Raw genomic sequence first — 26439 nt, forward strand, 5'->3', positions numbered from 1 at the left:
GCTGGCCTATTTTTTATCTAGAACGATAGAAGATTATTTCAGAGAGTTGTGGATCAGAAACTCTTCTTCAACGCCTTTCAATTTCATCTCATCCATAATGAAGTTGACAGTGTTTAATAAGCGCTGCTCACCTTTAGGAATCAAGTAACCGAATTGGCTGTTGGTGAACGGCGTTTCGCAGCGTGCTGCTTCAAGGCGCTCGTCCGTCACTTGATAGAACAGACCTTCAGGGGTTTCTGTCACCATCACATCAACTTTACCTTCCGCAACGGCTTGCGGAACGTCTAGGTTGTTCTCGTAACGTGTGAAGCTTGCATTCTGTAAGTTAGCGTCTGCAAACATCTCGTTAGTGCCACCAATATTCACACCTACACGAACCGAAGACAGATTTACTTTCTCAATGCTGTCGTACTGCTCTGCTTTACCTTTCGCAACTAAGAAACATTTACCAAAGGTCATGTAACCCTGAGTTTGTTCTGCGTTTAACTGGCGTTGCATTTTGCGCGTAATACCACCCATCGCGATGTCGTATTTATCGCTGTCGAGGTCGGTCAGTAGATCTTTCCATGTGGTACGAACAATCTGTAATTCGACACCTAGCTGCTCTGCAATGTGCTGTGCGACATCGATGTCATAGCCAGAGTAGGTTTTACCGTCGAAGTAAGAGAAAGGCTTGTAGTCGCCTGTGGTTCCCACACGCAGGGTTCCTGATTTTTGAATGTCTTCTAGCTGGTCAGCTTGTGCGACACCAGAAAGTGCCAGAGCAATGGAAGCCAGTAATAGTGATGTTTTTTTCATTGTAATTATCTGTTGTGTTTGTCTAGTTGTTAAAAGTAACAGAAAGAAAAGCAGAAAGAGATCAAACCATTGGAAAGTTAAAAATAAAGTGGGATTTCGATTAATCGGGATAAAAAAATCTGCTTGAACGAGCCCTTTGACTGACGAAATTGAAGGGTTTGGGGAAGGGGATATCACTTATCAAAGTGTCACTTAGAGTAAGAGCGACAGTTAAGTTGAGAGGCAAACAAAAAGCCCATGCTATCGAATAACATGGGCTTCATTATTGGTTTAACGTGTTAGCTGCTTTCTTTAGCTATTGAGCTATTTAGCAACTGACTCATTGTTCATCTTAGCTGGAGCCTTAGATGCGTTAACCAGTAGGATACCAACGGTGAGTACCATCGAACCACATAGTAGGAACAACAAGCGTCCTGTCGGTTCGTTTGGAATCAGAGCCATTGCTAGGATACCGAAACCTGCTGTGCTGATAAGCTTACCAAGCATTGAACGCTGTTTAGTATCTAGGTTTTGTTGCTCTTCACCTTCCGCTACTAGCGGCGTGTTCCAGTTAGTGAATAGTTGGTCAACTTCTTTCTCACGTTCAGGCGATAGGCCTTTGTAGAAGCGAGAAGTCATGATGAAGTAACCACCAGTGAACACTACGTGAGCTGCTAAGCTTAGACCAACTTTCAAGTCGCTCCATTCACGGCCAGTCAGTGCTGTTTCTAGACCAAATAGGTTCTCGATGTCTTCTGCTTGAAGAGAGATACCGAAGATGTAAGAAACGAAACCACCAACCACTAGAGTAGACCAACCAGCCCAGTCAGGTGTCTTACGAATCCACATACCTAGTAGGACAGGGATAAGCATTGGGAAGCCAATCAACGCACCTACGTTCATCACGATATCGAACAAGCTTAAGTGACGTAGAGAGTTAATGAATAGACCAATCGCGATGATGATAACACCCATCATGATAGTCGTTAGCTTACTTACAATAACCAGCTCTTTCTGAGTCGCGTTTTGACGAAGAACTGGGCTGTAGAAGTTCATTACAAAGATACCAGCATTACGGTTCAAACCTGAATCCATAGAAGACATCGTTGCTGCGAACATTGCTGACATAAGAAGACCAACCATACCTGCTGGCATTACGTTCTGTACGAATGCTAGGTAAGCAGCATCACCGGCTTTGTCGCCCATTGATGTGTATTGCTCAGCAAACTCAGGCATGAATGCACTTACGTACCAAGGTGGTAGGAACCAGATTAGTGGACCAACAACCATAAGGATACATGCTAGGCCTGCCGCTTTACGTGCGTTTTCACTGTCTTTCGCACATAGGTAACGGTAAGCGTTGATGCTGTTGTTCATTACACCGAACTGCTTCACGAAGATGAACACAACCCAAAGGATGAAGATGCTCATGTAGTTTAGGTTGTTACCTAACATGAAGTCGCCGTCGAAGTTAGCAACGATGTTAGTTAAGCCACCACCGTGGAAGTAAGCTGCAACCGCACAAGTAATTGTCACGGCCATGATTACAAGCATTTGCATGAAATCAGAAGCAACAACCGCCCAAGAGCCGCCCGTTACTGCCATCAATACTAGAACCATACCCGTTACCACAATGGTTGCTTCCATTGGGATGTTGAATACCGCTGCTACGAAGATAGCTAGACCGTTTAGCCAGATACCTGCAGAGATAAGGCTGTCAGGCATACCTGCCCATGTGAAGAACTGTTCAGACGTTTTACCAAAGCGCTGACGAATAGCTTCGATCGCCGTTACCACACGAAGTTGGCGGAACTTTGGAGCGAAGTACATATAGTTCATGAAGTAGCCAAATGCGTTGGCTAAGAATAGGATTACAATAACGAAACCGTCATTGAACGCGCGTCCTGCGGCACCTGTAAACGTCCATGCTGAAAACTGTGTCATGAAGGCTGTTGCACCAACCATCCACCACAACATTTTGCCGCCCCCTCTGAAGTAATCACTAGTCGACGTGGTGAACTTACGGAACATCCAACCAATAGCGATTAAAAAGAAGAAGTAGGCGAGAACAACAAAAGTATCAATAGTCATCTTTTCAGCCTTTTAAATATCATAATTAACTGGGCTTAGATTAACGCGTCCAAAGGTTTATTTGTACTACAATATGTCTTTAGTATGATCCAGGTCGCATTGAATTTTACCTGCTTACGTTGCGATTATTTAAGTTATTGTTTTTAAATGAATAAATTGTCCGCCCGATTTATTTTAGATTCAAAATAAATTGGGTCGCAAATGTTTATATGTATTACAATATAAGCGATAAGCTTTCAGTTTGCCTTATTTATAAGATTTTAATTATAACCGTAACAAATACGCTACAACTGGGCGTGATTTTACGATGGAATTCACGTTAAATTTCAATACTCAATCGCTAAGTCATGTTTCCAACTTTTAAGTATAGCTTATTGTTTTTAAGCCTTTATTTCTGTTTCACGTTTCCCATTTCTTTTTGATTTGACGACGGCTTTAGCGTTTAGACTCTTAGCTTGTCTAATGGGCGGAAATAAGAGTGGGAAGCCGCGCTATCTATAACAATAGCTTCAGGTTTAGGCATTGTGTCTCTTGATGGCGGTTTCTATGATGCAGGATTCTATTGAGATGAGTTCTCTGAGGATAGCTTTCTAAGCACAGCGACAGCTCTGTGAAGCGTTGAGATAGCGTGCTACGTAATATCATCGAGTGTTAAGCTGGTGGGTAGTTTGATTAACAGGAAGGTATTGGAGAGGTCTTAATTGGGCGTAAACGTTTGGTAGAGCAGGGGATACCCTAAGTAGCTAGTTTGCTGAGTTGCTGAGTTGCTGAGTTGCTGAGTAGCTAAGTCCTCCAAACTTCCGGATACCGATAACGGCAAATACTGAATTCGCGGAACCTTAGAAAACAAAAAGCCCCACCGAGGTGAGGCTTTATCACTAAATCTGAAACAGATTAAGCGTTAACGTGATCAACTGCGTCACGAACAAGCTTGCCTAGCTCGTCCCACTTACCTTCGTCGATAAGGTTAGTTGGAACCATCCAAGTACCGCCACACGCAAGTACAGAAGGGATAGATAGGTATTCGTCTACATTCTTCAAGCTCACACCACCAGTAGGCATGAATTTAACAGGGTAAACCGCTGTTAGTGCTTTAAGCATACCAGTACCGCCAGAAGGCTCAGCAGGGAAGAACTTCAGCGTGCGAAGACCCATTTCCATTGCTTGCTCAACTAGGCTTGGGTTGTTAACACCCGGTACGATTGCAACACCTTTGTCGATACAGTATTGAACAGTGCGAGGGTTGAAACCTGGGCTTACGATGAAATCAACACCCGCTTCGATTGATGCGTCAACTTGCTCGTTAGTCAGTACAGTACCTGAACCGATTAGCATGTCTGGGAATTCTTTACGCATGATGCGAATCGCTTCGATTGCACATTCTGTACGTAGTGTAATTTCTGCACATGGCATGCCGTTTTCAACCAGTGCTTTGCCTAGGGGGATGGCATCTTCAGCACGGTTGATAGCGATTACAGGGATTACTTTTAGGTTTGCTAGTTGTTCATTTAATGTAGTCATGAATTCTTTCTCACGTTAATAATGGGCCTGCTTTCAACTAAGCAAACCCTTGATTAATAGTTAAAGTGCGCAATTATAGAGACAAATCAGGCGTCGCTTCTAGAGGAATGATAGCACCTGGATGCTGAATCACAGTCCCTGCCACAATGTGACCTGCCAATGCTGCATCGCGTGCGTTACCACCGCTCAAGCGTTTAGCTAAGAAGCCTGCACTGAACGAGTCGCCAGCGGCTGTTGTATCAACAATGTTGTCTACTGGGTTTGGTGCAACGTACTGAGCGCTTTGGCTTTCAACCACTAGGCAGTCTTTCGCGCCACGCTTAATGATGATCTCTTTCACACCAGATTCAGACGTACGTGCAATACACTGTTCAATGCTTTCGTCGCCGTACAACTCTTGCTCGTCATCGAACGTCAGTAGTGCTGTGTCGGTGTACTTAAGCATTTTCAAGTACCAAGAAATCGCTTCTTGTTGGCTTTCCCAAAGTTTAGGACGGTAGTTATTGTCGAAGAATACTTGGCCGCCTTGAGCTTTGAATTTGTCTAAGAAGTTGAATAGCTGCGTGCGTCCGTTTTCTGTCAAGATAGCAAGCGTAATACCACTTAGGTAAACCGCGTCAAAAGAGAATAGCTTATCAAGTAGAGCAGGCGTGTCTTGTTGATCAAACATGAATTTTGCAGCAGCGTCACTACGCCAGTAGTGGAAGCTACGCTCACCAGTTTCATCGGTCTCGATGTAGTAAAGCCCTGGTTGTTTGTGATCAAGCTGAGCAATTAAGCTTGTGTCGATACCCTCTGCTTGCCACTTTTCCAACATGTCGACACTGAATGGGTCAGTACCTAACGCCGTTACATAGCTTGTTTGGATATCTTGCTCTTTTGTTAAGCGTGACAGGTAAAGTGCTGTATTCAGTGTATCGCCACCAAAACTCTGCTTAAGCCCGTCTTGTTTCTTTTGTAGCTCAACCATGCACTCGCCAATGACCGCGATGTTTAATGATTTCATATGCTTACCTTAGCAACTGAGGTTGCGCTATTCATTATTTTAGGAAATCTTCACGTGCAGGGTTGAAGATATCAAGAAGGATGCTGTCTTGCTCTAGAGCAACTGCACCGTGCATCATGTGTTTACGAGCAAAGTAAGCATCGCCTTCTTTAAGCACTTTCTTCTCGCCTTCGATTTCAGCTTCGAAGCTACCACGAACTACGTAACCGATTTGGTCGTGAATCTCATGAGTATGAGGGTGGCCAATCGCGCCTTTGTCAAAACATAGGTGAACAGCCATAAGATCGTCAGTGTAAGCAACGATTTTACGCTTAATGCCGCCGCCAAGTTCTTCCCATGGGTTTTCATCTAGAATAAAGAAAGAGTTCATTGTGTATCTCCTAATCTGTTTAAATCTTTTAAGTGTTACTTAACTGTGTTCATCATAAGGGAATGACTTCAATTGTAATACAATATATCTAAAATTGTGTGATACCGATCAAGCGATACTTTATATAGCCTAAATAAATCAACAACTTAATAAATGCCTGTTATTTACCATTCGCTATCTACATCAATGGCTTACAGTGATTTATGTGATTCTACTCATCATTTAGCACTGAATAGCTATAATTAAAGCTCATATTGTATTACTTTATATGGAGTTTGAAAATTTAATCAAAGTTTAAGCAGATAAACTCTTTATTGAGGGTGACAAAGAATATGACGACTAAACCAGTATTGTTGACTGAAGCTGAAATAGAGCAACTTCATCTTGAAGTAGGCCGTTCTAGCTTAATGGGCAAAACCATTGCAGCGAACGCGAAAGACCTAGAAGCGTTCATGCGTTTACCTATTGATGTTCCTGGTCACGGAGAAGCGGGTGGTTACGAACATAACCGCCACAAGCAAAACTACACGTACATGAACTTAGCTGGTCGCATGTTCTTGATCACTAAAGAGCAAAAGTACGCTGACTTTGTTACAGAACTACTAGAAGAATACGCAGACAAATACCTAACGTTTGATTTCCACGTACAGAAAAACACTAACCCTACAGGTCGTTTGTTCCACCAAATCTTGAACGAACACTGCTGGTTAATGTTCTCAAGCTTGGCTTACTCTTGTGTTGCTTCAACACTGACACAAGAGCAGCGTGACAACATTGAGTCTCGCGTTTTCGAACCAATGCTAGAAATGTTCACAGTTAAATACGCACACGACTTCGACCGCATCCACAACCACGGTATTTGGGCTGTAGCCGCTGTGGGTATTTGTGGTCTTGCTCTTGGCAAGCGCGAGTACCTTGAAATGTCAGTGTACGGCATTGACCGTAACGACACTGGCGGCTTCTTAGCGCAAATCTCTCAATTGTTTGCACCTTCTGGTTACTACATGGAAGGTCCTTACTACCACCGTTACGCGATTCGCCCAACATGTGTGTTTGCTGAAGTGATTCACCGTCATATGCCTGAAGTGGATATCTACAACTACAAAGGCGGTGTGATTGGTAACACGGTACAAGCGATGCTGGCGACAGCGTACCCGAACGGCGAATTCCCAGCTCTGAACGATGCATCTCGCACAATGGGCATCACAGACATGGGTGTTCAGGTTGCAGTGAGCGTTTACAGCAAACATTACTCATCTGAAAACGGCGTTGACCAAAACATTCTTGGTATGGCGAAGATTCAAGACGCAGTTTGGATGCACCCATGTGGTCTTGAACTATCTAAAGCTTATGAAGCGGCGTCTGCTGAGCAAGAAATCGGCATGCCTTTCTGGCCAAGTGTTGAATTGAACGAAGGCCCTGAAGGTCACAACGGCGCTCAAGGCTTTATCCGTATGCAGGATAAGAAAGGCGACGTGTCTCAGTTAGTGATGAACTACGGTCAACACGGCATGGGTCACGGCAACTTCGATACGCTGGGTATTTCTTTCTTCAACCGCGGTCAAGAAGTGTTACGTGAATACGGTTTCTGTCGTTGGGTTAACGTGGAGCCAAAATTCGGCGGTCGTTACCTAGACGAAAACAAATCTTACGCTCGTCAAACGATTGCTCACAACGCAGTAACGATTGATGAAAAATGCCAGAACAACTTTGATGTTGAACGTGCAGACGCAGTACACGGCTTACCACACTTCTTCAAAGTAGAAGACGAGCAAATCAACGGCATGAGTGCGTTTGCTAACGATCACTACCAAGGTTTTGACATGCAACGCAGCGTGTTCATGCTAAATCTTGAAGAATTGGAATCTCCGCTACTATTGGATCTTTACCGCTTAGATTCTGAGAAAGGTGGCGAAGGCGAACACCAATACGACTACTCACATCAATATGCTGGTCAGATTGTTCGTACTAACTTTGAATACCAAGCGAACAAAGAGCTGAACACGCTTGGCAGTGACTTCGGTTACCAACATCTATGGAACGTAGCAAGTGGCGATGTGAATGGCACGGCACTTGTGAGCTGGCTACAAAACAACACCTACTACACATGGTTAGGTGCAACGTCTAACGACAATGCTGAAGTTATCTTTACTCGCACTGGCGCGAATGACCCAAGCTTCAACCTACGTTCAGAGCCTGCCTTCATTCTACGTAGCAAGGGCGAAACAACACTGTTCGCTTCTGTTCTTGAAACGCACGGTTACTTCAACGAAGAGTTCGAGCAATCAGTCAATGCTCGCGGTGTTGTGAAAGACATCAAGGTTGTAGCGCATACAAATGTAGGTTCCGTCGTCGAAATCACTACAGAGAAATCAAACGTGACAGTGATGATCAGCAACCAACTAGGTGCGACTGACAGCACTGAACACAAGGTAGAACTGAACGGCAAAGTATACAACTGGACAGGCTTCTACTCAGTAGAGACAACTCTACAAGAAACAAATTCAGAAGAACTTAGCACTGCAGAGCAGGGGAAATAATAATGAGCTATCAACCACTTTTACTTAACTTTGATGAAGCAGCAGAGCTTCGTAAAGAACTTGGCAAGGATAGCCTTTTAGGTAACGCACTGACTCGTGACATTAAACAAACTGACGCTTACATGGCTGAAGTTGGCATTGAAGTACCAGGTCACGGTGAAGGCGGCGGTTACGAGCACAACCGTCACAAGCAAAACTACATCCATATGGATCTAGCAGGTCGTTTATTCCTTATTACTGAGGAAACAAAGTACCGTGATTACATCGTTGATATGCTAACAGCGTACGCGACGGTATACCCAACATTGGAAAGCAACGTAAGCCGTGACACTAACCCTCCGGGTAAGCTGTTCCACCAAACGTTGAACGAGAATATGTGGATGCTTTACGCTTCTTGTGCGTACAGCTGCATTTACCACACTATCTCTGAAGAGCAGAAGCGCCTTATCGAAGACGATCTTCTTAAGCAAATGATCGAAATGTTCGTTGTTACTTACGCACACGACTTCGATATCGTACACAACCACGGCCTATGGGCAGTGGCAGCGGTAGGTATCTGTGGTTACGCGATCAACGATCAAGAATCTGTAGATAAAGCACTTTACGGTCTGAAATTGGACAAAGTAAGCGGCGGTTTCTTAGCGCAACTTGACCAACTGTTCTCGCCAGACGGCTACTACATGGAAGGTCCTTACTATCACCGTTTTTCTCTACGTCCAATCTACCTGTTCGCAGAAGCGATTGAACGTCGTCAGCCAGAAATCGGTATTTACGAATTTAACGATTCAGTGATCAAGACAACGTCTTACTCTGTATTCAAAACTGCATTCCCAGACGGCACATTGCCTGCTCTGAACGATTCATCGAAGACGATCTCTATCAACGATGAAGGCGTTATCATGGCGACGTCTGTGTGTTACCACCGTTACGAGCAGACTGAGACTCTGCTTGGTATGGCTGATCACCAAAAAAATGTTTGGGTTCATGCTTCTGGTAAAACACTGTCTGACGCGGTTGATGCAGCAGACGGCATCAAACCATTCAACTGGGGTAGCCTGTTTGTAACAGACGGCCCTGAAGGCGAAAAAGGCGGCGTAAGCATCCTTCGTCACCGTGACGAGAAAGACGACGACCCTAAGACCGCAGATACCATGGCGTTGATCTGGTTTGGTCAACACGGCAGCGACCACCAGTACCACTCTGCGCTAGACCATGGTCACTACGACGGCCTGCACCTAAGCGTATTCAACCGTGGCCACGAAGTACTGCATGATTACGGCTTTGGTCGTTGGGTAAACGTTGAGCCTAAGTTTGGCGGTCGTTACATTCCAGAGAACAAGTCTTACTGTAAGCAGACGGTTGCTCACAACACAGTAACGGTTGATCAGAAAACACAGAACAACTTCAACACAGCGTTGGCTGAGTCTAAGTTTGGTCAGAAGCACTTCTTCGTAGCAGACGACCAGTCTCTACAGGGGATGAGCGGCACGATTTCTGAGTACTACACTGGCGTAGATATGCAGCGCAGCGTAATTCTTGCTGACCTTCCTGAGTTCGAAAAGCCGCTAGTGATTGATGTTTACCGTATCGAAGCTGACGCTGAGCACCAGTATGACTTACCAGTTCACCACTCTGGTCAAATCATCCGTACTGACTTCGATTACAACATGGAAACAACGCTTAAGCCATTAGGTGAAGACAACGGTTACCAACATTTATGGAACGTTGCTTCAGGCAAAGTGAACGAAGAAGGTTCTCTAGTAAGCTGGCTACATGACAGCAGCTACTACAGCCTAGTAACCAGCGCTAATGCGGGCAGCAAAGTTATCTTTGCTCGCACTGGTGCTAACGATCCAGACTTCAACCTTAAGAGTGAGCCTGCGTTCATCTTACGTCAGTCTGGTCAAAACCACGTGTTTGCTTCTGTATTGGAGACACATGGTTACTTTAACGAGTCTATCGAAGCCTCTGTAGGCGCTCGTGGTCTTGTTAAATCAGTGTCTGTTGTTGGCCATAACAGTGTCGGGACTGTTGTGCGCATTCAAACGACATCTGGCAACACTTACCACTACGGTATTTCAAACCAAGCTGAAGATAAGCAGCAAGCAACTCACACTGTTGAGTTCGCGGGTGAGACATACTCGTGGGAAGGATCATTTGCTCAACTGTAAATGATCAACACACATACCATTTAACGATGGTGTGTGCTGATGTGGTGCTTTGCGGGAACGAAGCGCCATGTCATGTTCGGTTGTAAGGGTGTTCGCATCTAAGTAACTGAACGAAACTAAAGTCGATGACAAAGAATATCGGAAATAAGTCAAACCGAGTAACTCGTTGCGAGTTGCTCGGTTTTTTTATGTCTGCGATTTGAGAGTCATTCTTTCACGCGTACTGGAATTGACCGTGGGTAATTAGAGTTGCTCGAAGATAACAAGAGTGAGCCGAAGATAACTAGAGTGAGTCGAAGGTAACCAGAGTGGACTAAAGTTTAAATTGAGACTGATCGATAAGGGAATCAAGCATGAAGGGATTAATGGCGATATTGATGATCGCTGGAAGCTGTTGCTCTGAACAAATCTCACAGATCAGTCGCATGATTTGACGTGCCGTACGTGGGTCAAGAGCCGCAGTTGGCTCATCAATCAACAGTAATTTGGTTTCTTAGCGAGAGCGCGCGCAATACCAACAAGTTGGCGCTGACCACCCGACAGAGCATCGGCTCTTTTATTGGCGTGCTCTAACAATCCAACACGGTCGAGTAGGGCATAAGCGGCTTGGATATCTGACTCTGGGAAACGGCGAGTGAAGCTTTGCCAGAAATTCACATACCCTAAACGGTCTGAAAGCACGTTTTCCATTATCGTTAAACGCTCAATCAGCGCGTACTTTTGGAAGGTTATCCCAATCTCGCGGCGTGATTGTCTTTGTGCGCAACACCTAAGATAGAGTTGTCGTGCGCACCAGAGAATGCCGGTTTGAAATCACGGTCAGGTTGAAGTTGGTATTCAGCATCCAAAATCGCAGAAGGTGCTTTAAAGCCAGAGTTAGAGGTTTGCGCTGTGAATGCCAGGTTCTTACCTTTTAGGTCTTCTACTTTCTCGATGCCAGAACCCGGGTGCGTGATGATTTCCATTTCGTAACCGAAAGAACCATCTTCCGCAGCCATCATGGTGAATGGTGCGAAGCCTGCGCAGTTAACTGCTAGTGGTGTAAGCCAGTGTTGAAACCCGCGATATGAAGACGACCTGAACGCATTGCTTCGATTTGAGCTGCGTTATTTTGAACAGGGAAGAATCGAACCGTCTTTTCCGTTGTTTTTTCAAGGTAGCTCAAAAACTCGCTCCACACATCAGCGTATACTGCTGGGTCTTCAACTGGCGTATAAGCAAAAATCAGCGCAGCAGTAATAGCGCTTTTAAGCGTGAGATTCGTTTTTGTCGGTTTCATTATTTCAGTCCAATTGAGTGATTTGTTGGGAGGGAGTATAGAAATCGAGGAGGACAGAACCGATTCGTTTTGATGACGGATTTATGAATGGTGTAACATAATGTTTCTGGCTGGGTAAGGTTAGGCACTTTGTAAGTGTTTGATTAGTTGAGTAAATTAGTGGGTTATTATTCGTTGCCATTTTACTCAATTGGCGATAGGTTGAAATACTGTTATAGTGATCCTTAAATAATACATAAACATAACATATAAAATAAGTGAACTTATGGTTAGCACTTTTAATTCAATTTCGGGCTCGAAGCGCAGCCTGCACGTGCAAGTAGCACGTGAAATCGCTCGTGGAATCTTGTCTGGTGAACTTCCACAAGGTTCTATTATTCCTGGTGAAATGGCGTTGTGTGAACAGTTTAGCATCAGCCGAACGGCACTTCGCGAAGCTGTTAAACTACTGACTTCTAAAGGTCTGTTAGAGTCCCGCCCGAAAATCGGTACTCGTGTAGTTGATCGCGCATACTGGAACTTTCTTGATCCTCAGCTGATTGAATGGATGGATGGTCTAACCGACATAGACCAATTCTGTTCTCAGTTTTTGGGCCTTCGCCGTGCGATTGAGCCAGAAGCGTGTGCACTAGCAGCAAGATTTGCAACGGCAGAGCAACGTATCGAGCTTTCAGAGATCTTCCAAAAGATGGTAGAAGTGGATGCTGCTGAAGTATTTGACCAAGAAAGTTGGACAAACATAGATATTCGTTTCCATAGCTTGATCTTCAATGCGACAGGCAACGATTTCTACCTGCCGTTTGGTAACATCCTGACGACCATGTTCATGAACTTCATCGTGCACTCTTCAGAAGAGGGCAGCACATGCATCAATGAACACCGCAGAATCTATGAAGCGATTATGGCTGGCGACAGTGAAAAAGCACGTACAATGTCAGCTGCGCACCTGCAAGATGCTAACCACCGTCTGGTGACTGCGTAATAGGAATGAATAGAGCGTGTATGAGTAATTTCATATTGAGATGAACAGTATCACGCTCGGATAAACGACTTAAAAGGGTATGCCAAGTGCATGCCTTTTTTATTGTCTGTTTATACAGAAATTGATTGTTTATTGTGTACTAAAAAGCCAGAGATGTAGGTCTCTGGCTTTGGTGTTTTCATGTTATTGGTTATTGGTTATTGGTTATTGGTCACAAGCTAAATGCGATGTCTTAACCGCTACCCATTGAACAAACAGTCAACTATGGATATTGCTCAGTCTCCTTTTGTTTCTGCTTTTTCTTCATTTTCAACGTTGAATAAACTGAGAATACAGCTAGCAAGATAAACGCGAGTGCAATAGGGCGCTCATAAAGGAAAGACCAACTGCCATCGTACATCAACAGTGATTTCCTCAGGTTTGTTTCTGCCATTGGCCCTAAGATGATCGCAAGCAGAATTGGCGAAGACGGAATATCCAGTTTAGTTAAGATAAAGCCAAGTAGACCGAAACCGATTGCAATACCCACATCAAACATCGAGTTGTTAATCGCGTAAGCACCAACAATTGAAAGGAAGACAATGATTGGAATCATGATGATCTTCGGTACTTCAATGATGCGGCAGAAGAAGCGAATACCCAGTAAACCAATCACTAACATCACAAGGTTAGCAACCAACATTGAACTGAATACGCCATAAACCACTTCTGGGTTTTGGGCAAACAGCAGAGGCCCTGGTGTTAAACCCTGAACAATGAGTGCGCCTAGAAGAACCGCTGCCACGGCATCCCCAGGAACTCCCAGTGTTAATAACGGAACTAGTGAGCCACCCGTTACACCGTTGTTTCCTGATTCGGCTGCTGCTAGACCTCGAACTGATCCTTTACCAAATTCTTCAGGGTTTTTCGATGAACGTTTTGCTTCGTTGTAACAAACGAATGCCGAAATATCAGCACCCGCACCCGGTACAGAACCGATTGTGGTTCCCATCAAACCACTTTTTACAGCCGTTGGTAGCATTTCTTTGAGGTCACTTTTACTTAATAGTTTGTGGTCAAATTTCGGTGCAACGACTTTTTTCTCAGAGAACAGCTTCTCTAGTTGGTTTAATGCCTCAGACAGAGCGAATAAACCAATCAAGACAGGGATGACATTGATTCCGCTGTAAAGATCCATGATGTCAAAAGTAAATCTTGGTACACTGCTGATCGGGTCGAGTCCTACAGTTGAAACCAATAATCCAATGGTTCCCGCAAGTAATCCTTTAAAAATGTTGTTTGAAGAAACACTCGCAATAATTGTTAAACCAAACAGAGCGAGTGCAAAATATTCTGGCGCATTAAAACGTAGTGCAAAGGTCGCTAATTTAGGCGCAATCGCGATGAGGACGATAGTACTTAATAGCCCGCCAGTAAATGATGCAACAGCAGAAATACTTAATGCTCTTGCTGCTTGTCCTCTAACAGCCATCGTGTGACCGTCGAGTACACTTGCTGCAGAAGCTGGTGTCCCCGGGGTTTTAAGCAAAATTGCGGCAATTGAGCCACCGTAAATCCCACCAATGTATACACCAATTAACATCACAAGAGCTGAAGTCGGTTCCATACCAAAGGTAAATGGAAGGAGAATCGCCACGCCCATTGTCGCTGTAAGGCCGGGTAGTGCGCCTAAAATAACGCCTCCCAGTACGCCAAAAACAAGGACAGGAAGCACTGCAAAGCTAACTGCAGTTGCGAGACCATCGATTAGATATTCAAACATATTACCTCCTATGACCACGTTGCTTCAGGAAGCGCGATGTAGAACACCTCGCCAAATAGATAGTAAACCGCGAAAACAAAGACAACGGCGACAACGTAATAGATTGGCTTCTTAACTTTGAAGTAAACGAGGTAAAACATAAATGCAATCAAACTCGCGTAAAGGTAGCCAACCACACTGATGAGTAATGCGTAGCCAATAAGAAAAGCAACACCGAAAATCGACATCTTGCTTATCATCGCTTCTTGTTGTTCAGAGGCACCTTTTAATTTGTGTTGAATGATGAGAACTATACAGATAGCAATTTGGGCAATCACAATCATCATCGGGAAGAATTTTGCATCGACACTTGCATCTTGGTACATCGGACGATCAAATTGAGTGATCAGCGCGAGAGCGATTGCGCTAAGGATAATGATGATAGAAGGGAAAACGACGTTTCGGTTTAAGTTAGAGTGAGCGTTAGACATGGAGTTTACCCCTAAAAAGTAAAGCAAGGGAAAGGTACAAACTAATAGCAGAGGCACAACTGATAAAAGCTGTGCCTCCGAACAATGGTTATTGAATTAATTGAGTCAGTGATTTTGTATCTTCTGCGACAAATTCAGTGAAGGCTTTGTCATCAAGGTTGTGAATCGTCATAGCACCTTTCTCCATGAAAGATTTGAACTCTTCACTTTCCATTGCTTTATCAAATGCAGCACCCAACTTCTCGATTACTGCATCAGGTGTATTTTTTGGAGCACCAATACCGCGCCATGTACCTGTTACTACATCAATGCCTTGCTCTTTCAAAGTAGGAACATCTGGAATGTATTGAATACGCTCTTCAGACATGACACCTAATGCTTTTAGTTGGCCTGAACGAAGCTGAGCAATAGCTTCACCAGGAGTAACCATAGTGACGTCTGTGTGATGGCCTAATACAGCAGGAATTGCTTCTGATGCACCGTTGTAAGGGATAGCGTTTAGTTTGATGCCTTGATCTTTTTCAAGAGACATTAGGTAGAAGTTTGGCGCAGCGGTTGAAGCGAATTTTACGCTGCCTGGTTTTTCTTTGGCTTCCTTAATTAGGTCGTTAATCGTGTTGTATGGGCTATCTGCTGCAACCAATACGACCGCTGGGTCTAAGTTAACTAAACGAATGAGTCTAAAGTCATCAGCGGTATGACGCATTAAACCCATTTGAGGAAGTGAAGCAATTTCACGTGTTACCACTGTCAACGTGTAACCATCAGCACGCTGCTGAGCACCAAAGCTCATACCAACGGCGCCAGCACCACCCGTACGGTTCATGATTGAAATATTTTGCCCAAGAATGTCTTTCGCGCTATTTGCAAGAGTACGACCAACGGCATCGGTGCCGCCGCCCGCGCCAAATGGCACAACTAAGCGAATGTTTTTGCTTGGATAGTCTGCTGCAATTGACGTTGCAGAAACAAGTATACCGGCTGCTAGCATAATGGATTTTAATAGTTTACTCATAATAAGTACCTTCTGTTTCTAATTATTAGCGATATGTTTTTGTAGGGTTTTCTGCTTTTTCGGTTTGGTATTCGTGCATTGCTAACTGTTCAATAGCTACCGCTATCCAGCCACTGATCAGCATGTCATACCACTGTTGTACACCACTGCAGGCAACAACCACGTTTCCGTAAACAAACGAACCATAAAACAGTAAGTCTTCGTCGCGTAGTGAAGATGGGTGTTGGGAGTGCAGTGTTAGGTTGCTTGTCGATTCTCGCCACGCTTGTTGTGCTTTCTTACGGGCAAGGTGATCAAACTTGATTGTCCAGTTGTCAGGAGCTCCTAACGATTCTTCATATAGAATGGCGTCTTCAAAAGAGGCTTCCCAAGGTTTGAGGTGTGGATTCATAACGACAATATGCAGTTCTTTTCTATTGGTTCTTTCAAACAGCTTGTCGATAGAGGGTTTAACGATATCGATCGCGTCTTGAGTGATGTCTTTCATTGATCGCATTCCACATGTCCTTACGTTTGGTAGATGAATATAGAATATTGTATGACAATAATTCTTCAATTAACGATGACTTGGAAGCGGGGAGCGATCACAAGTGAAAGTCTTCTAATAAGACTTCGATCTTGTTTTAACCATATTATGTCGGAAATAGTGTGATTCTGGTCTTTTTATGAACTGGGTATGATTGGACCGGATCCAGATCCAGGTTTATTTTAGCTTGATAATAGATCGCCCTAAAAATACGGGATAAATGCGCACATGTCTGCGGTTCTCCACAAGACGCTAACTACCGTTTAGCAACTGCAAGCTAAACGTGGTTTTGAACTTTCATGTGAACCAAGTAAAGGTCCCGATGAACTATTTATAGGTTCATCAAAACCAGTTAAACAGGTATGCCAGTGCGTGATTTTTGTTTTTGGGAAGCGTGTTGCACTATGGGTTGCACTGTTTTGGTTCGCTCCCGCTTAAGTCAATCTCTCCTTGTATACGTTTAGCGGTAGTTCTCTTGACCATCATAATAAAAACAATATTACGCTCGATATTCGTTTTTTAGACACACACTCCACCCCAATAATTATGCGTCATCTATGATTTTTCATTTTTGTATATTTTGAATCAGCCATCGTTAGAACAGGATATGCCGCTTCTATATTGATTAATCTAAGTAGAATTCTAATGAAATTATCCACTCTGAATCGATAACAAAACACTAGTTTATTGTGTGATAAATGAGAGCGATTCAGCTCTGATTTAGCTTTTATTATTTTTGAGAATTTTATATTTATATGTGTTTGGTTGTATTTGTTAAAAAGTGTGCAAAGCCTCATGTTTTTGTAAATCATTGATTTTTAATGACCTAATGTTCTTTGGTTTTGGTTTTTCGAGTTTTTACCTCAATCTCAGTAATTTCCTTAATGGATTGGCCATATTCCATCCTATGTCATATATATAATTAACTTAATCAATCAAAATAAGATCACCATCACTTATTTGGATTATTGTACTACAAATAAGGTTTCAGGTTTCCTATAGTGCTCGTAACAAATTACAACGGACAAAGGATACACGATGGAACTCAACACGATTATTGTCGGCATTTATTTCCTATTCTTGATCGCGATAGGCTGGATGTTTAGAACATTTACAAGTACCACCAGTGACTACTTCCGCGGGGGCGGTAACATGTTGTGGTGGATGGTTGGTGCAACCGCCTTTATGACCCAGTTTAGTGCATGGACATTCACAGGTGCGGCAGGTAAAGCGTATAACGATGGTTTTGCAGTCGCGGTCATTTTCGTAGCAAACGCATTTGGTTACTTCATGAACTTCGCATACTTCGCGCCTAAATTCCGCCAGCTACGTGTAGTAACGGTAATCGAAGCTATCCGTATGCGCTTCGGTGCAACGAACGAACAAGTATTCACTTGGTCTTCAATGCCGAACAGTGTTGTTTCTGCGGGTGTATGGTTAAACGCACTGGCAATCATCGCTTCTGGTATCTTCGGCTTCGACATGACAGCGACAATCTGGATTACTGGCTTGGTTGTATTGGCGATGTCAGTAACAGGTGGTTCATGGGCGGTAATCGCATCTGACTTCATGCAGATGGTTATCATCATGGCGGTAACCGTGACTTGTGCTGTTGTTGCAGTTGTTCAAGGCGGCGGTGTTGGTGAAATCGTAAATAACTTCCCAGTAGCGGAAGGCGGTTCTTTCCTTTCTGGTAACAACATTAACTACCTAAGCATCTTCAGTATTTGGGCATTCTTCATCTTCGTTAAACAGTTCTCTATTACTAACAACATGCTTAACTCTTACCGTTACCTTGCGGCTAAAGACTCAAAGAACGCGAAGAAAGCAGCGCTACTAGCATGTGTGCTAATGCTTGGTGGTGTATTCATCTGGTTCATGCCTTCTTGGTACATTGCAGGTCAAGGTGTTGACCTAGCAGCAGCTTACCCAGATGCAGGTAAGAAAGCGGGTGACTTTGCATACCTATACTTCGTACAAGAATACATGCCAGCAGGTATGGTTGGCCTTCTCGTTGCCGCTATGTTTGCCGCGACAATGTCTTCAATGGATTCTGGTCTAAACCGTAACTCAGGTATTTTCGTTAAGAACTTCTACGAACCAATCGTTCGTAAAGGCAACGCGACAGAGAAAGAACTAGTAACGGTTTCTAAGATTACTTCTGCCGTGTTTGGTATCGCTATCATCCTTATCGCACAGTTCATCAACTCGCTTAAAGGTTTGAGCCTGTTCGATACAATGATGTATGTGGGCGCACTGATCGGCTTCCCAATGACAATTCCAGCATTCCTTGGCTTCTTTATTAAGAAGACTCCGGACTGGGCAGGTTGGGGTACGCTAGTGGTCGGTGGTTTCGTTTCTTACTACGTAGGTTTCGTTGTTAATGCTGAAATGGTGTCGTCAGTCTTCGGTCTAGAAGAGCTAACAAGCCGTGAATGGTCTGATGTTAAGGTTGCTATCGGTCTAATCGGTCACATTACACTGACAGGCGGTTTCTTCATCCTATCTACTCTGTTCTACAAACCATTAACTGAGAAGCGTCAGGCTGACGTTGATAAGTTCTTCGGTAATCTAGCAACGCCACTTGTTGCTGAGTCAGCGGAACAGAAGAAACTAGACAACAAACAGCGTGAGATGCTTGGTAAACTTATCGCAGTTGCGGGTGTTGGTATCATGCTGATGGCAATGCTTTCAAACCCAATGTGGGGACGCCTAGTCTTCATCCTATGTGGTGTGATAGTTGGCGGTGTTGGTATGCTGCTGGTTAAAGCTGTCGATGATGGCGGCAAGCAAGCGAAAGCAGTCGCTGAAAGCTAATACATAGAAAATGTTTAATAGAATGCGATGCTCGAGAGAGCATCGCATTTTTTGTTTTGCAAAGTTGGAACACTGTCGGGCGATGAACGCTGAGGGGAGGGCAGTTTAGATTTGATGCGAGTATCTACCTGGATTGGGTTCGAGCAGGAGCACAGGGAGCGCTTGTTCTGGAGTGCAACATCAGACCTAAATCACGAAAACTGTAAAAAAGTGTTCAATCGAATCGAAACAGATTTAATTGTCCTACAATAAGACGTATATTGTTACTAATTCCTTTCAGTCAACTTGAATATAAGTGAGTTAGAATGAGCGACCAAAAATCTCTTGATGCAATCAGGAAGATGAAGCTGGAGAATGACACTTCAGCAGGTAATCTTGTAGACCTACTCCCTATCGAAGTACAGAAACGTGACTTCGACCTATCATTCCTAGACAACTTGAGCGAAGCACGTCCACGTCTTCTTGTTCAAGCTGATCAGCTAGAAGAATTCAAAGCAAAAGTGAAAGCTGATGAAGCTCACTGCATGTTTGATGATTTCTACAACAACTCTACCGTTAAGTTCCTTGAGACAGCACCTTTCGAAGAGCCTCAAGCGTACCCAGCGGAAACAGTTGGCAAAGCTTCTTTGTGGCGTCCTTACTGGCGTCAAATGTACGTTGATTGCCAAATGGCACTGAACGCGACACGTAACCTAGCGATTGCTGGTGTGGTAAAAGAAGACGAAGCGCTCATTGCGAAAGCAAAAGCTTGGACTCTAAAACTGTCTACGTACGATCCAGAAGGTGTGACTTCTCGTGGCTACAACGATGAAGCGGCTTTCCGTGTTATCGCGGCTATGGCTTGGGGTTACGACTGGCTACACGGCTACTTCACAGATGAAGAGCGTCAGCAAGTTCAAGATGCTTTGATTGAGCGTCTAGACGAAATCATGCACCACCTGAAAGTAACGGTTGATCTATTGAACAACCCACTAAACAGCCACGGTGTTCGTTCTATCTCTTCTGCTATTATCCCAACGTGTATCGCGCTTTACCACGATCACCCGAAAGCAGGCGAATACATTGCTTACGCTCTAGAATACTACGCAGTACACTACCCACCATGGGGCGGTGAAGACGGCGGTTGGGCTGAAGGTCCAGATTACTGGAACACGCAAACTGCATTCTTAGGTGAAGCATTCGACCTATTGAAAGCATACTGTGGTGTAGACATGTTCAATAAAACATTCTACGAAAACACAGGTGACTTCCCGCTTTACTGCATGCCTGTCCACTCTAAGCGCGCGAGCTTCTGTGACCAGTCTTCAATTGGTGACTTCCCAGGTCTAAAACTGGCTTACAACATCAAGCACTACGCAGGTGTTAACCAAAAGCCTGAGTACGTTTGGTACTACAACCAACTTAAAGGCCGTGATACTGAAGCGCACACGAAGTTCTACAACTTCGGCTGGTGGGACTTCGGTTACGACGATCTTCGCTTCAACATCCTTTGGGATGCACCAGAAGAGAAAGCGCCATCAAACGATCCATTGTTGAAAGTGTTCCCAATCACGGGTTGGGCTGCATTCCACAACAAGATGACTGAGCGTGATAACCATATTCACATGGTATTCAAGTGTTCTCCGTTTGGCTCAATCAGCCACTCTCACGGTGACCAAAACGCATTCACGTTGCATGCATTTGGTGAAACGCTGGCGTCAATCACTGGCTACTACGGTGGTTTTGGTGTTGATATGCACACTAAATGGCGTCGTCACACGTTCTCTAAAAATCTGCCATTATTTGGCGGTAAAGGTCAGTACGGCGAGAACAAGAACACAGGTTACGAGAACCACCAAGATCGTTTCTGTATTGAAGCGGGCGGTACAATCTCTGACTTCGACACAGAATCTGATGTGAAGATGGTTGAAGGTGACGCAACGGCATCTTACAAGTACTTCGTTCCTGAAATCGAATCTTACAAGCGTAAGATCTGGTTTGTTCAAGGTAAAGTATTCGTAATGCAAGACAAGGCAACGCTTTCTGAAGAGAAAGACATGACTTGGCTAATGCACACAACTTTCGCTAACGAAGTGGCTGATAAGTCTTTCACTATCCGTGGCGAAGTTGCGCACCTAGACGTGAACTTCATCAATGAGTCTGCTGATAACATCACTTCAGTTAAGAACGTTGAAGGTTTCGGTGAAGTAGACCCATATGAGTTCAAAGATCTTGAGATCCACCGTCACGTTGAAGTGGAATTCAAACCATCGAAAGAGCACAACATCTTGACGCTTCTTGTTCCAAATAAGAACGAAGGTGAGCAAGTTGAAGTGTCTCACAAGCTTGAAGGCAACACGCTACTGCTTAATGTTGATGGTGAAACGGTTTCAATTGAACTGTAATCTGCTGAAATAACAGAAGCGATATATTAAAAACTCCGGGCGAAAGCTTGGAGTTTTTTTTTGTGGGGTGAAAAGGGCAACACTGTTAGCTTGGACCAAACTGGCGATGCTTCATCGCAGTTAAAAGGCATCACAGTTTAAACACATCGCAGATTAAACCGTTGTGTCACAAGCCTCTATTAAAGTGTATCCACACATGCTCAAACAGCGCGACAACTGCATTTGCTAGGTATCTCGATGCCAAACCAATCGATACAGGAGCAATAGTAGGTAAGGGGCTGATGAACTACGCAGATTAAGGGAGAGGGATGTTCCTGCCACGCTTCAGTGCTTATTTACAGTGAATGCTCTTAGTCACTGACTGCTTTAATACTAACGACTTTAGTACTGACTGAAAAAAGGACCAGTGAGTTAACAATAGTTAAAGGCGTGGTTTATTTTTAATAATCGTATGACATTTAACGTATGTTATTTCATCAATAGACGAATTTTTGAGTGAGATATCGTTCCTCAAAGTACAAAGCGTGACCATATTCTCTCGTAAAGTGAATCCCCGTCACAACTTGCGTCTAAGCATTGAAGGATTACCCTAAAACTATTGCGTAACGGAAAAGACGTCGTTATTATAATGACCATATAATCATACAATACTATATTTGGAGTTTGAACATGACTAAACCTGTAATCGGTTTCATTGGCCTAGGTCTTATGGGCGGCAACATGGTTGAAAACCTACAAAAGCGCGGCTACCACGTAAACGTAATGGATCTAAGCGCTGAAGCTGTTGCTCGCGTTACAGATCGCGGCAATGCGACTGCATTCACTTCTGCTAAAGAACTAGCTGCTGCAAGTGATATCGTTCAGTTTTGTCTTACAACTTCAGCTGTTGTTGAAAAAATCGTTTACGGCGAAGACGGCGTTCTAGCGGGCATCAAAGAAGGCGCAGTACTAGTAGACTTCGGTACTTCTATCCCTGCTTCTACTAAGAAAATCGGCGCAGCTCTAGCTGAAAAAGGCGCGGGCATGATCGACGCACCTCTAGGTCGTACTCCTGCACACGCTAAAGATGGTCTTCTGAACATCATGGCTGCTGGCGACATGGAAACTTTCAACAAAGTTAAACCTGTTCTTGAAGAGCAAGGCGAAAACGTATTCCACCTAGGTGCTCTAGGTTCTGGTCACGTAACTAAGCTTGTAAACAACTTCATGGGTATGACGACTGTTGCAACTATGTCTCAAGCTTTCGCTGTTGCTCAACGCGCTGGTGTTGATGGCCAACAACTGTTTGACATCATGTCTGCAGGTCCATCTAACTCTCCGTTCATGCAATTCTGTAAGTTCTACGCAGTAGACGGCGAAGAGAAGCTAGGTTTCTCTGTTGCTAACGCTAACAAAGACCTTGGTTACTTCCTTGCTCTTTGTGAAGAGCTAGGTACTGAGTCTCTAATCGCTCAAGGTACTGCAACTAGCCTACAAGCTGCTGTTGACGCAGGCATGGGTAACAACGACGTACCAGTAATCTTCGACTACTTCGCTAAACTAGAGAAGTAATCGACGTACGACCTCGCTAGGGTATTGTCTGTCTTTTAGGCGGCGATACCTCAGCGAGGTTCGTTTTTATCTGCACAAGTCTTATCGATAAGCCCGTTTTATCTCAAATCCCGCTTTATCCTCGCTCCCTGTTTTATCCTTAATACCAGTTTGCTCCCACGGTTTCACTCTCCCTCGTAAAACCCGCAGCCATCAGTATTAGTTTTCTCGTTCTACTCTTTTTGCTTCTTATTGTTCTACCTAATCAAAACTGTGCCTGTTTCGACTTTCGTTTTATCTCAATTTTGAATGCTGCAAAGCTGCTGCTAAGACTTAACGCCTCCAGAAACTCTTTGTTCTAGACGTGCTTTGTTATGTATCCGCTGACTCTCTATCCTCACATGATCAAATACTTAAAACCGCTACTAATGCGCGATAGTTCGTAGTGTAGATCGATAACCAAAACCCGAAGCGATAATCACAAAACAAAAAAAAGCCCACACAGCTGGTGACTATGTGGGCGTATTCGGACGAGCCGTCTGAAAAAACGAATGAGCAATCTAAGTGAAGTACCGCTTAACGAGATCCCCCGACAGTTTCTACGTTAAACGTGTTCAATGACCTTAAAGCGAGACGCTTCAATTTCCACTTTGAATTGCACAAAAGCATTCAGAAAGAACTTAAGTTATGATTCAAATACACCATAACTTAAGGCTTATTGTATTACAAATAAATTTTAAGGTTGAATGCCTTGAGTGAATGGTTGGTTGGTAAAAATGTGACTTAAGGCTCACTTTCCTAGTCAGATGACCGAAAGTGATATGAATAATTTGAGTAGAGGCATTATCGACGAAGTTGTGTGGTAATTATCTGAAAGTTGATCATTTTTAATTGGTTAATCATTCCTTTCTAATCATGTTAAAAGTTCAAACTCATAAATGATACCTATGTCACAGGGTGGTTTTAACCAGTTTTGATATATCAAGATCGCTCACAGAAAGTGCAGTTAATTAAACATACAATATTAATTAAATTGATGGTTGTGACGATGGAACGGCATGAACAAGTTTTGCTTCCCGTATCTTCGAATATCTAAAAAATGACCATTTCATTAGGATGAAAATAATAGACATAGGTTGATATGGATGATGAGCTTTATGAATTCAAAATTGTCTCTAGGGTTTAAAGGAAAATTGATTTTAATGGTGGCGATCGTCAGTTCTAGTGCCTTGGCATTTACTAACTGGTTCACGCTTAACTTGGCGACTGATCAGGTAAATCAAACGATTTATAACGAGATTGATCACTCGCTAACAATAGAGATTAATCAGATTGAAAGTACCGTTCAGCGCACCATAGATACGGTCAATTCCGTTGCACAAGAGTTCATGAAATCCCCATACCAAGTGCCAAATGAAGCTCTGATGCATTACGCGGCTAAGCTCGGTGGCATTGACAAAATTGTGGTGGGTTTTGACGACGGCCGTTCTTACACTTCTCGTCCTTCCGAATCTTTCCCTAACGGTGTTGGAATCAAAGAAAAATACAACCCAACAACTCGCCCTTGGTATCAACAAGCGAAATTGAAATCAGGCTTATCTTTTAGTGATCTGTTTTTCACTAAGAGTACTCAAGTGCCTATGATTGGTGTGACTTACTCATACCAAGATCGTGTGATCATGGCGGATATTCGATTCGATGATTTGGAAACTCAGCTCAAACAGCTAGATAGCATCTACGAAGCCAAAGGTATCATTGTGGATGAGAGAGGGATGGTAATTGCATCCACAATAGAAAACGTGCTTCCACAGAGCAATATCTCTTCTGCTGACGCCTTAATGAAACTCAATGAAGCTATCGAACGACCGGATCAATTCATTGAAGGTGTGATTGATGGTAATCAGCGAATCTTGATGGCTAAGAAGGTCGATATTGGCAGCCAGAAAGAGTGGTACATGATTTCAAGTATTGATCCTGAACTTGCGCTCGATCAGCTGAATGGTGTGATGTCGGATGCTCGAATGCTGATTATCGCCTGTGTATTGGGGTCGGTCATATTGATGATTCTACTCCTGAATCGTTTCTACCGCCCAATCGTGTCACTGCGTAAAATTGTTCACGACCTTTCTCAAGGTAATGGCGACCTGACTCAAAGGCTTGCAGAGAAAGGCAATGACGATCTAGGACACATCGCCAAAGACATCAACTTGTTCATCATTGGCCTTCAAGAGATGGTTAAAGACGTGAAATTCAAGAACTCGGATCTTGATACCAAGGTATTAAGTATTCGAGAAGGCTGCAAAGAAACCAGCGATGTACTGAAAGTTCATACCGATGAAACGGTTCAAGTAGTCTCTGCGATTAATGGATTGTCTGAAGCTTCAAGTGAAGTAGAGAAAAACTCACAGTCAGCAGCAGAAGCCGCGCGAGATGCGGCCGTGTTTAGTGACGAGACTAAGCAAATCAACACAGTGACAGAAACGTACATCAGTGATCTTGAGAAGCAAGTTTGCACGACGTCGGATGATATTCGTTCTATGGCTAATGAAACACAGAGCATCCAGTCGATAGTGTCTGTGATTGGTGGTATTGCTGAGCAAACTAACTTGCTAGCGTTGAATGCATCCATAGAAGCGGCGAGAGCAGGTGAGCATGGTCGAGGTTTTGCTGTGGTGGCTGACGAAGTCCGTGCGCTAGCAAACCGAACTCAAATCAGCACCTCTGAAATCGAAGAGGCGTTATCTGGGTTGCAGTCTAAATCGGATGGTTTGGTTAAATCGATTGAGTTAACGAAGAGCAATTGCGAGATGACTCGTGCTCAAGTTGTTCAAGCGGTAAACATGCTAGCGAAGCTAACGGTACAGATGGAAACTGTGAGTCGTTTCAACAACGATATCTCAGGATCTTCTGTTGAGCAAAATGCGCTGATTCAGAGTATCGCTAAGAACATGCATAAGATTGAAAGCTTCGTTGAGGAGCTTAATAAGCTAAGCCAAGATCAACTGACAGAGTCGGCTGAAATCAAAACACTGAATGGCAGCGTTAGCGAGCTAATGAGTAGCTTTAAAGTCTAACGTTTCTATTAATAAACACTAAAAATCAATGTGTTAATTATGGCTTTTAGCCTGAGAGCCACTCCAAACCTGTCGAGTTTAGAGTGGCCTTTCTGCGTTGTTTTTGTCTGTAAATCCTCGGTAA

16 protein-coding genes and 2 pseudogenes are annotated in these 26439 nt (G+C 43.8%); 7 read left to right on the top strand and 11 right to left on the bottom strand.

The annotated features are described in order from the left end of the window. Window positions 1-33: 33 nt before the first annotated feature. From L1D22_RS13265 to L1D22_RS13285, 5 genes are all read right to left on the bottom strand, one after another. A complete protein-coding gene (locus tag L1D22_RS13265) occupies window positions 34-798 on the bottom strand; it encodes a transporter substrate-binding domain-containing protein (RefSeq protein ID WP_123304907.1) in 765 nt (254 codons plus the stop codon). Window positions 799-1101: 303 nt separating this feature from the next. Continuing rightward, window positions 1102-2868, bottom strand: coding sequence for a sodium:solute symporter family protein (locus tag L1D22_RS13270; protein WP_123304909.1), 1767 nt, complete (start codon window positions 2866-2868; stop codon window positions 1102-1104). A gap of 894 nt (window positions 2869-3762) precedes the next feature. Beyond that, a complete protein-coding gene (locus tag L1D22_RS13275; RefSeq protein ID WP_017069898.1) occupies window positions 3763-4389 on the bottom strand; it encodes a bifunctional 4-hydroxy-2-oxoglutarate aldolase/2-dehydro-3-deoxy-phosphogluconate aldolase in 627 nt (208 codons plus the stop codon). A gap of 73 nt (window positions 4390-4462) precedes the next feature. Then, window positions 4463-5395 (bottom strand): sugar kinase, encoded by a 933-nt coding sequence (locus L1D22_RS13280; RefSeq protein ID WP_123302291.1) that lies wholly within the window; start codon window positions 5393-5395, stop codon window positions 4463-4465. Between the two features lie 34 nt (window positions 5396-5429). Beyond that, window positions 5430-5765, bottom strand: a complete 336-nt coding sequence (locus tag L1D22_RS13285) for a cupin domain-containing protein (RefSeq protein WP_009846518.1) — start codon at window positions 5763-5765, stop codon at window positions 5430-5432. 332 nt (window positions 5766-6097) lie between these two features. Here L1D22_RS13285 and L1D22_RS13290 point away from each other — a divergent pair, with 332 nt between their 5' ends. Continuing rightward, complete coding sequence (locus L1D22_RS13290) at window positions 6098-8305, top strand: heparinase II/III family protein (RefSeq protein ID WP_239830143.1); 2208 nt, start codon at window positions 6098-6100, stop codon at window positions 8303-8305. Window positions 8306-8307: 2 nt separating this feature from the next. Further along, on the top strand, window positions 8308-10476 hold the full coding sequence (locus L1D22_RS13295) for a heparinase II/III family protein (RefSeq protein ID WP_239830144.1): 2169 nt from the start codon (window positions 8308-8310) through the stop codon (window positions 10474-10476). 373 nt (window positions 10477-10849) lie between these two features. Here the strand turns inward: L1D22_RS13295 and L1D22_RS13300 are convergent. Together L1D22_RS13300 and phnD are read right to left on the bottom strand one after the other, a co-directional pair. Next, window positions 10850-11232, bottom strand: a pseudogene (locus L1D22_RS13300) (ATP-binding cassette domain-containing protein); the annotation flags it as partial. Further along, window positions 11229-11755: pseudogene (gene phnD / locus L1D22_RS13305) on the bottom strand (phosphate/phosphite/phosphonate ABC transporter substrate-binding protein); the annotation flags it as partial. The pseudogenes phnD and L1D22_RS13300, both read right to left, overlap by 4 nt. Window positions 11756-12020: 265 nt before the next feature. Between phnD and L1D22_RS13310 the strand changes: the two are divergent. Further along, entirely contained in the window at window positions 12021-12737 is a 717-nt protein-coding gene (locus L1D22_RS13310; protein WP_239830145.1) for a FadR/GntR family transcriptional regulator, read from the top strand. A gap of 262 nt (window positions 12738-12999) precedes the next feature. Here the strand turns inward: L1D22_RS13310 and L1D22_RS13315 are convergent, their stop codons facing one another. From L1D22_RS13315 to L1D22_RS13330, 4 genes are all read right to left on the bottom strand, one after another. Further along, window positions 13000-14499: a tripartite tricarboxylate transporter permease gene (locus tag L1D22_RS13315; RefSeq protein ID WP_239830146.1), complete on the bottom strand. Its 1500-nt coding sequence runs from the start codon at window positions 14497-14499 to the stop codon at window positions 13000-13002. Window positions 14500-14507: 8 nt separating this feature from the next. Then, window positions 14508-14969, bottom strand: a complete 462-nt coding sequence (locus tag L1D22_RS13320) for a tripartite tricarboxylate transporter TctB family protein (protein ID WP_017632245.1) — start codon at window positions 14967-14969, stop codon at window positions 14508-14510. Between the two features lie 88 nt (window positions 14970-15057). Continuing rightward, window positions 15058-15984, bottom strand: coding sequence for a tripartite tricarboxylate transporter substrate binding protein (locus L1D22_RS13325; RefSeq protein WP_239830147.1), 927 nt, complete (start codon window positions 15982-15984; stop codon window positions 15058-15060). Between the two features lie 25 nt (window positions 15985-16009). Next, window positions 16010-16480, bottom strand: a complete 471-nt coding sequence (locus tag L1D22_RS13330) for a hypothetical protein (RefSeq protein ID WP_016785024.1) — start codon at window positions 16478-16480, stop codon at window positions 16010-16012. Window positions 16481-17548: 1068 nt separating this feature from the next. On the opposite strand from L1D22_RS13330, the gene L1D22_RS13335 reads away from it, so the two are divergent. The 4 genes from L1D22_RS13335 (at window position 17549) to L1D22_RS13350 (ending at window position 26315) form a co-directional block, all read left to right on the top strand. Then, the gene (locus L1D22_RS13335; RefSeq protein ID WP_239830148.1) at window positions 17549-19327 is read left to right on the top strand and encodes a transporter; all 1779 of its coding nucleotides are present in this window, start codon (window positions 17549-17551) and stop codon (window positions 19325-19327) included. A gap of 305 nt (window positions 19328-19632) precedes the next feature. Beyond that, the gene (locus L1D22_RS13340; protein WP_239830149.1) at window positions 19633-21711 is read left to right on the top strand and encodes a DUF4962 domain-containing protein; all 2079 of its coding nucleotides are present in this window, start codon (window positions 19633-19635) and stop codon (window positions 21709-21711) included. Between the two features lie 669 nt (window positions 21712-22380). Continuing rightward, the gene (locus L1D22_RS13345; protein ID WP_004733521.1) at window positions 22381-23262 is read left to right on the top strand and encodes an NAD(P)-dependent oxidoreductase; all 882 of its coding nucleotides are present in this window, start codon (window positions 22381-22383) and stop codon (window positions 23260-23262) included. A gap of 1181 nt (window positions 23263-24443) precedes the next feature. After that, window positions 24444-26315, top strand: a complete 1872-nt coding sequence (locus tag L1D22_RS13350) for a methyl-accepting chemotaxis protein (protein WP_239830204.1) — start codon at window positions 24444-24446, stop codon at window positions 26313-26315. Window positions 26316-26439 lie beyond the last annotated feature (124 nt).

Source organism: Vibrio sp. Isolate34 (genome assembly GCF_022397915.1).
Taxonomy (GTDB): Bacteria; Pseudomonadota; Gammaproteobacteria; order Enterobacterales; family Vibrionaceae; genus Vibrio.

Coding starts and splice junctions, on each gene's coding strand:
- L1D22_RS13320 (WP_017632245.1), bottom strand. CDS start 14,969: ATGTCTAACGCTCACTCTAACTTAAACCGAAACGTCGTTTTCCCTTCT.
- L1D22_RS13295 (WP_239830144.1), top strand. CDS start 8,308: ATGAGCTATCAACCACTTTTACTTAACTTTGATGAAGCAGCAGAGCTT.
- L1D22_RS13315 (WP_239830146.1), bottom strand. CDS start 14,499: ATGTTTGAATATCTAATCGATGGTCTCGCAACTGCAGTTAGCTTTGCA.
- L1D22_RS13335 (WP_239830148.1), top strand. CDS start 17,549: ATGGAACTCAACACGATTATTGTCGGCATTTATTTCCTATTCTTGATC.
- L1D22_RS13310 (WP_239830145.1), top strand. CDS start 12,021: ATGGTTAGCACTTTTAATTCAATTTCGGGCTCGAAGCGCAGCCTGCAC.
- L1D22_RS13280 (WP_123302291.1), bottom strand. CDS start 5,395: ATGAAATCATTAAACATCGCGGTCATTGGCGAGTGCATGGTTGAGCTA.
- L1D22_RS13330 (WP_016785024.1), bottom strand. CDS start 16,480: ATGCGATCAATGAAAGACATCACTCAAGACGCGATCGATATCGTTAAA.
- L1D22_RS13285 (WP_009846518.1), bottom strand. CDS start 5,765: ATGAACTCTTTCTTTATTCTAGATGAAAACCCATGGGAAGAACTTGGC.
- L1D22_RS13340 (WP_239830149.1), top strand. CDS start 19,633: ATGAGCGACCAAAAATCTCTTGATGCAATCAGGAAGATGAAGCTGGAG.
- L1D22_RS13290 (WP_239830143.1), top strand. CDS start 6,098: ATGACGACTAAACCAGTATTGTTGACTGAAGCTGAAATAGAGCAACTT.
- L1D22_RS13270 (WP_123304909.1), bottom strand. CDS start 2,868: ATGACTATTGATACTTTTGTTGTTCTCGCCTACTTCTTCTTTTTAATC.
- L1D22_RS13275 (WP_017069898.1), bottom strand. CDS start 4,389: ATGACTACATTAAATGAACAACTAGCAAACCTAAAAGTAATCCCTGTA.
- L1D22_RS13325 (WP_239830147.1), bottom strand. CDS start 15,984: ATGAGTAAACTATTAAAATCCATTATGCTAGCAGCCGGTATACTTGTT.
- L1D22_RS13265 (WP_123304907.1), bottom strand. CDS start 798: ATGAAAAAAACATCACTATTACTGGCTTCCATTGCTCTGGCACTTTCT.
- L1D22_RS13345 (WP_004733521.1), top strand. CDS start 22,381: ATGACTAAACCTGTAATCGGTTTCATTGGCCTAGGTCTTATGGGCGGC.
- L1D22_RS13350 (WP_239830204.1), top strand. CDS start 24,444: ATGGTGGCGATCGTCAGTTCTAGTGCCTTGGCATTTACTAACTGGTTC.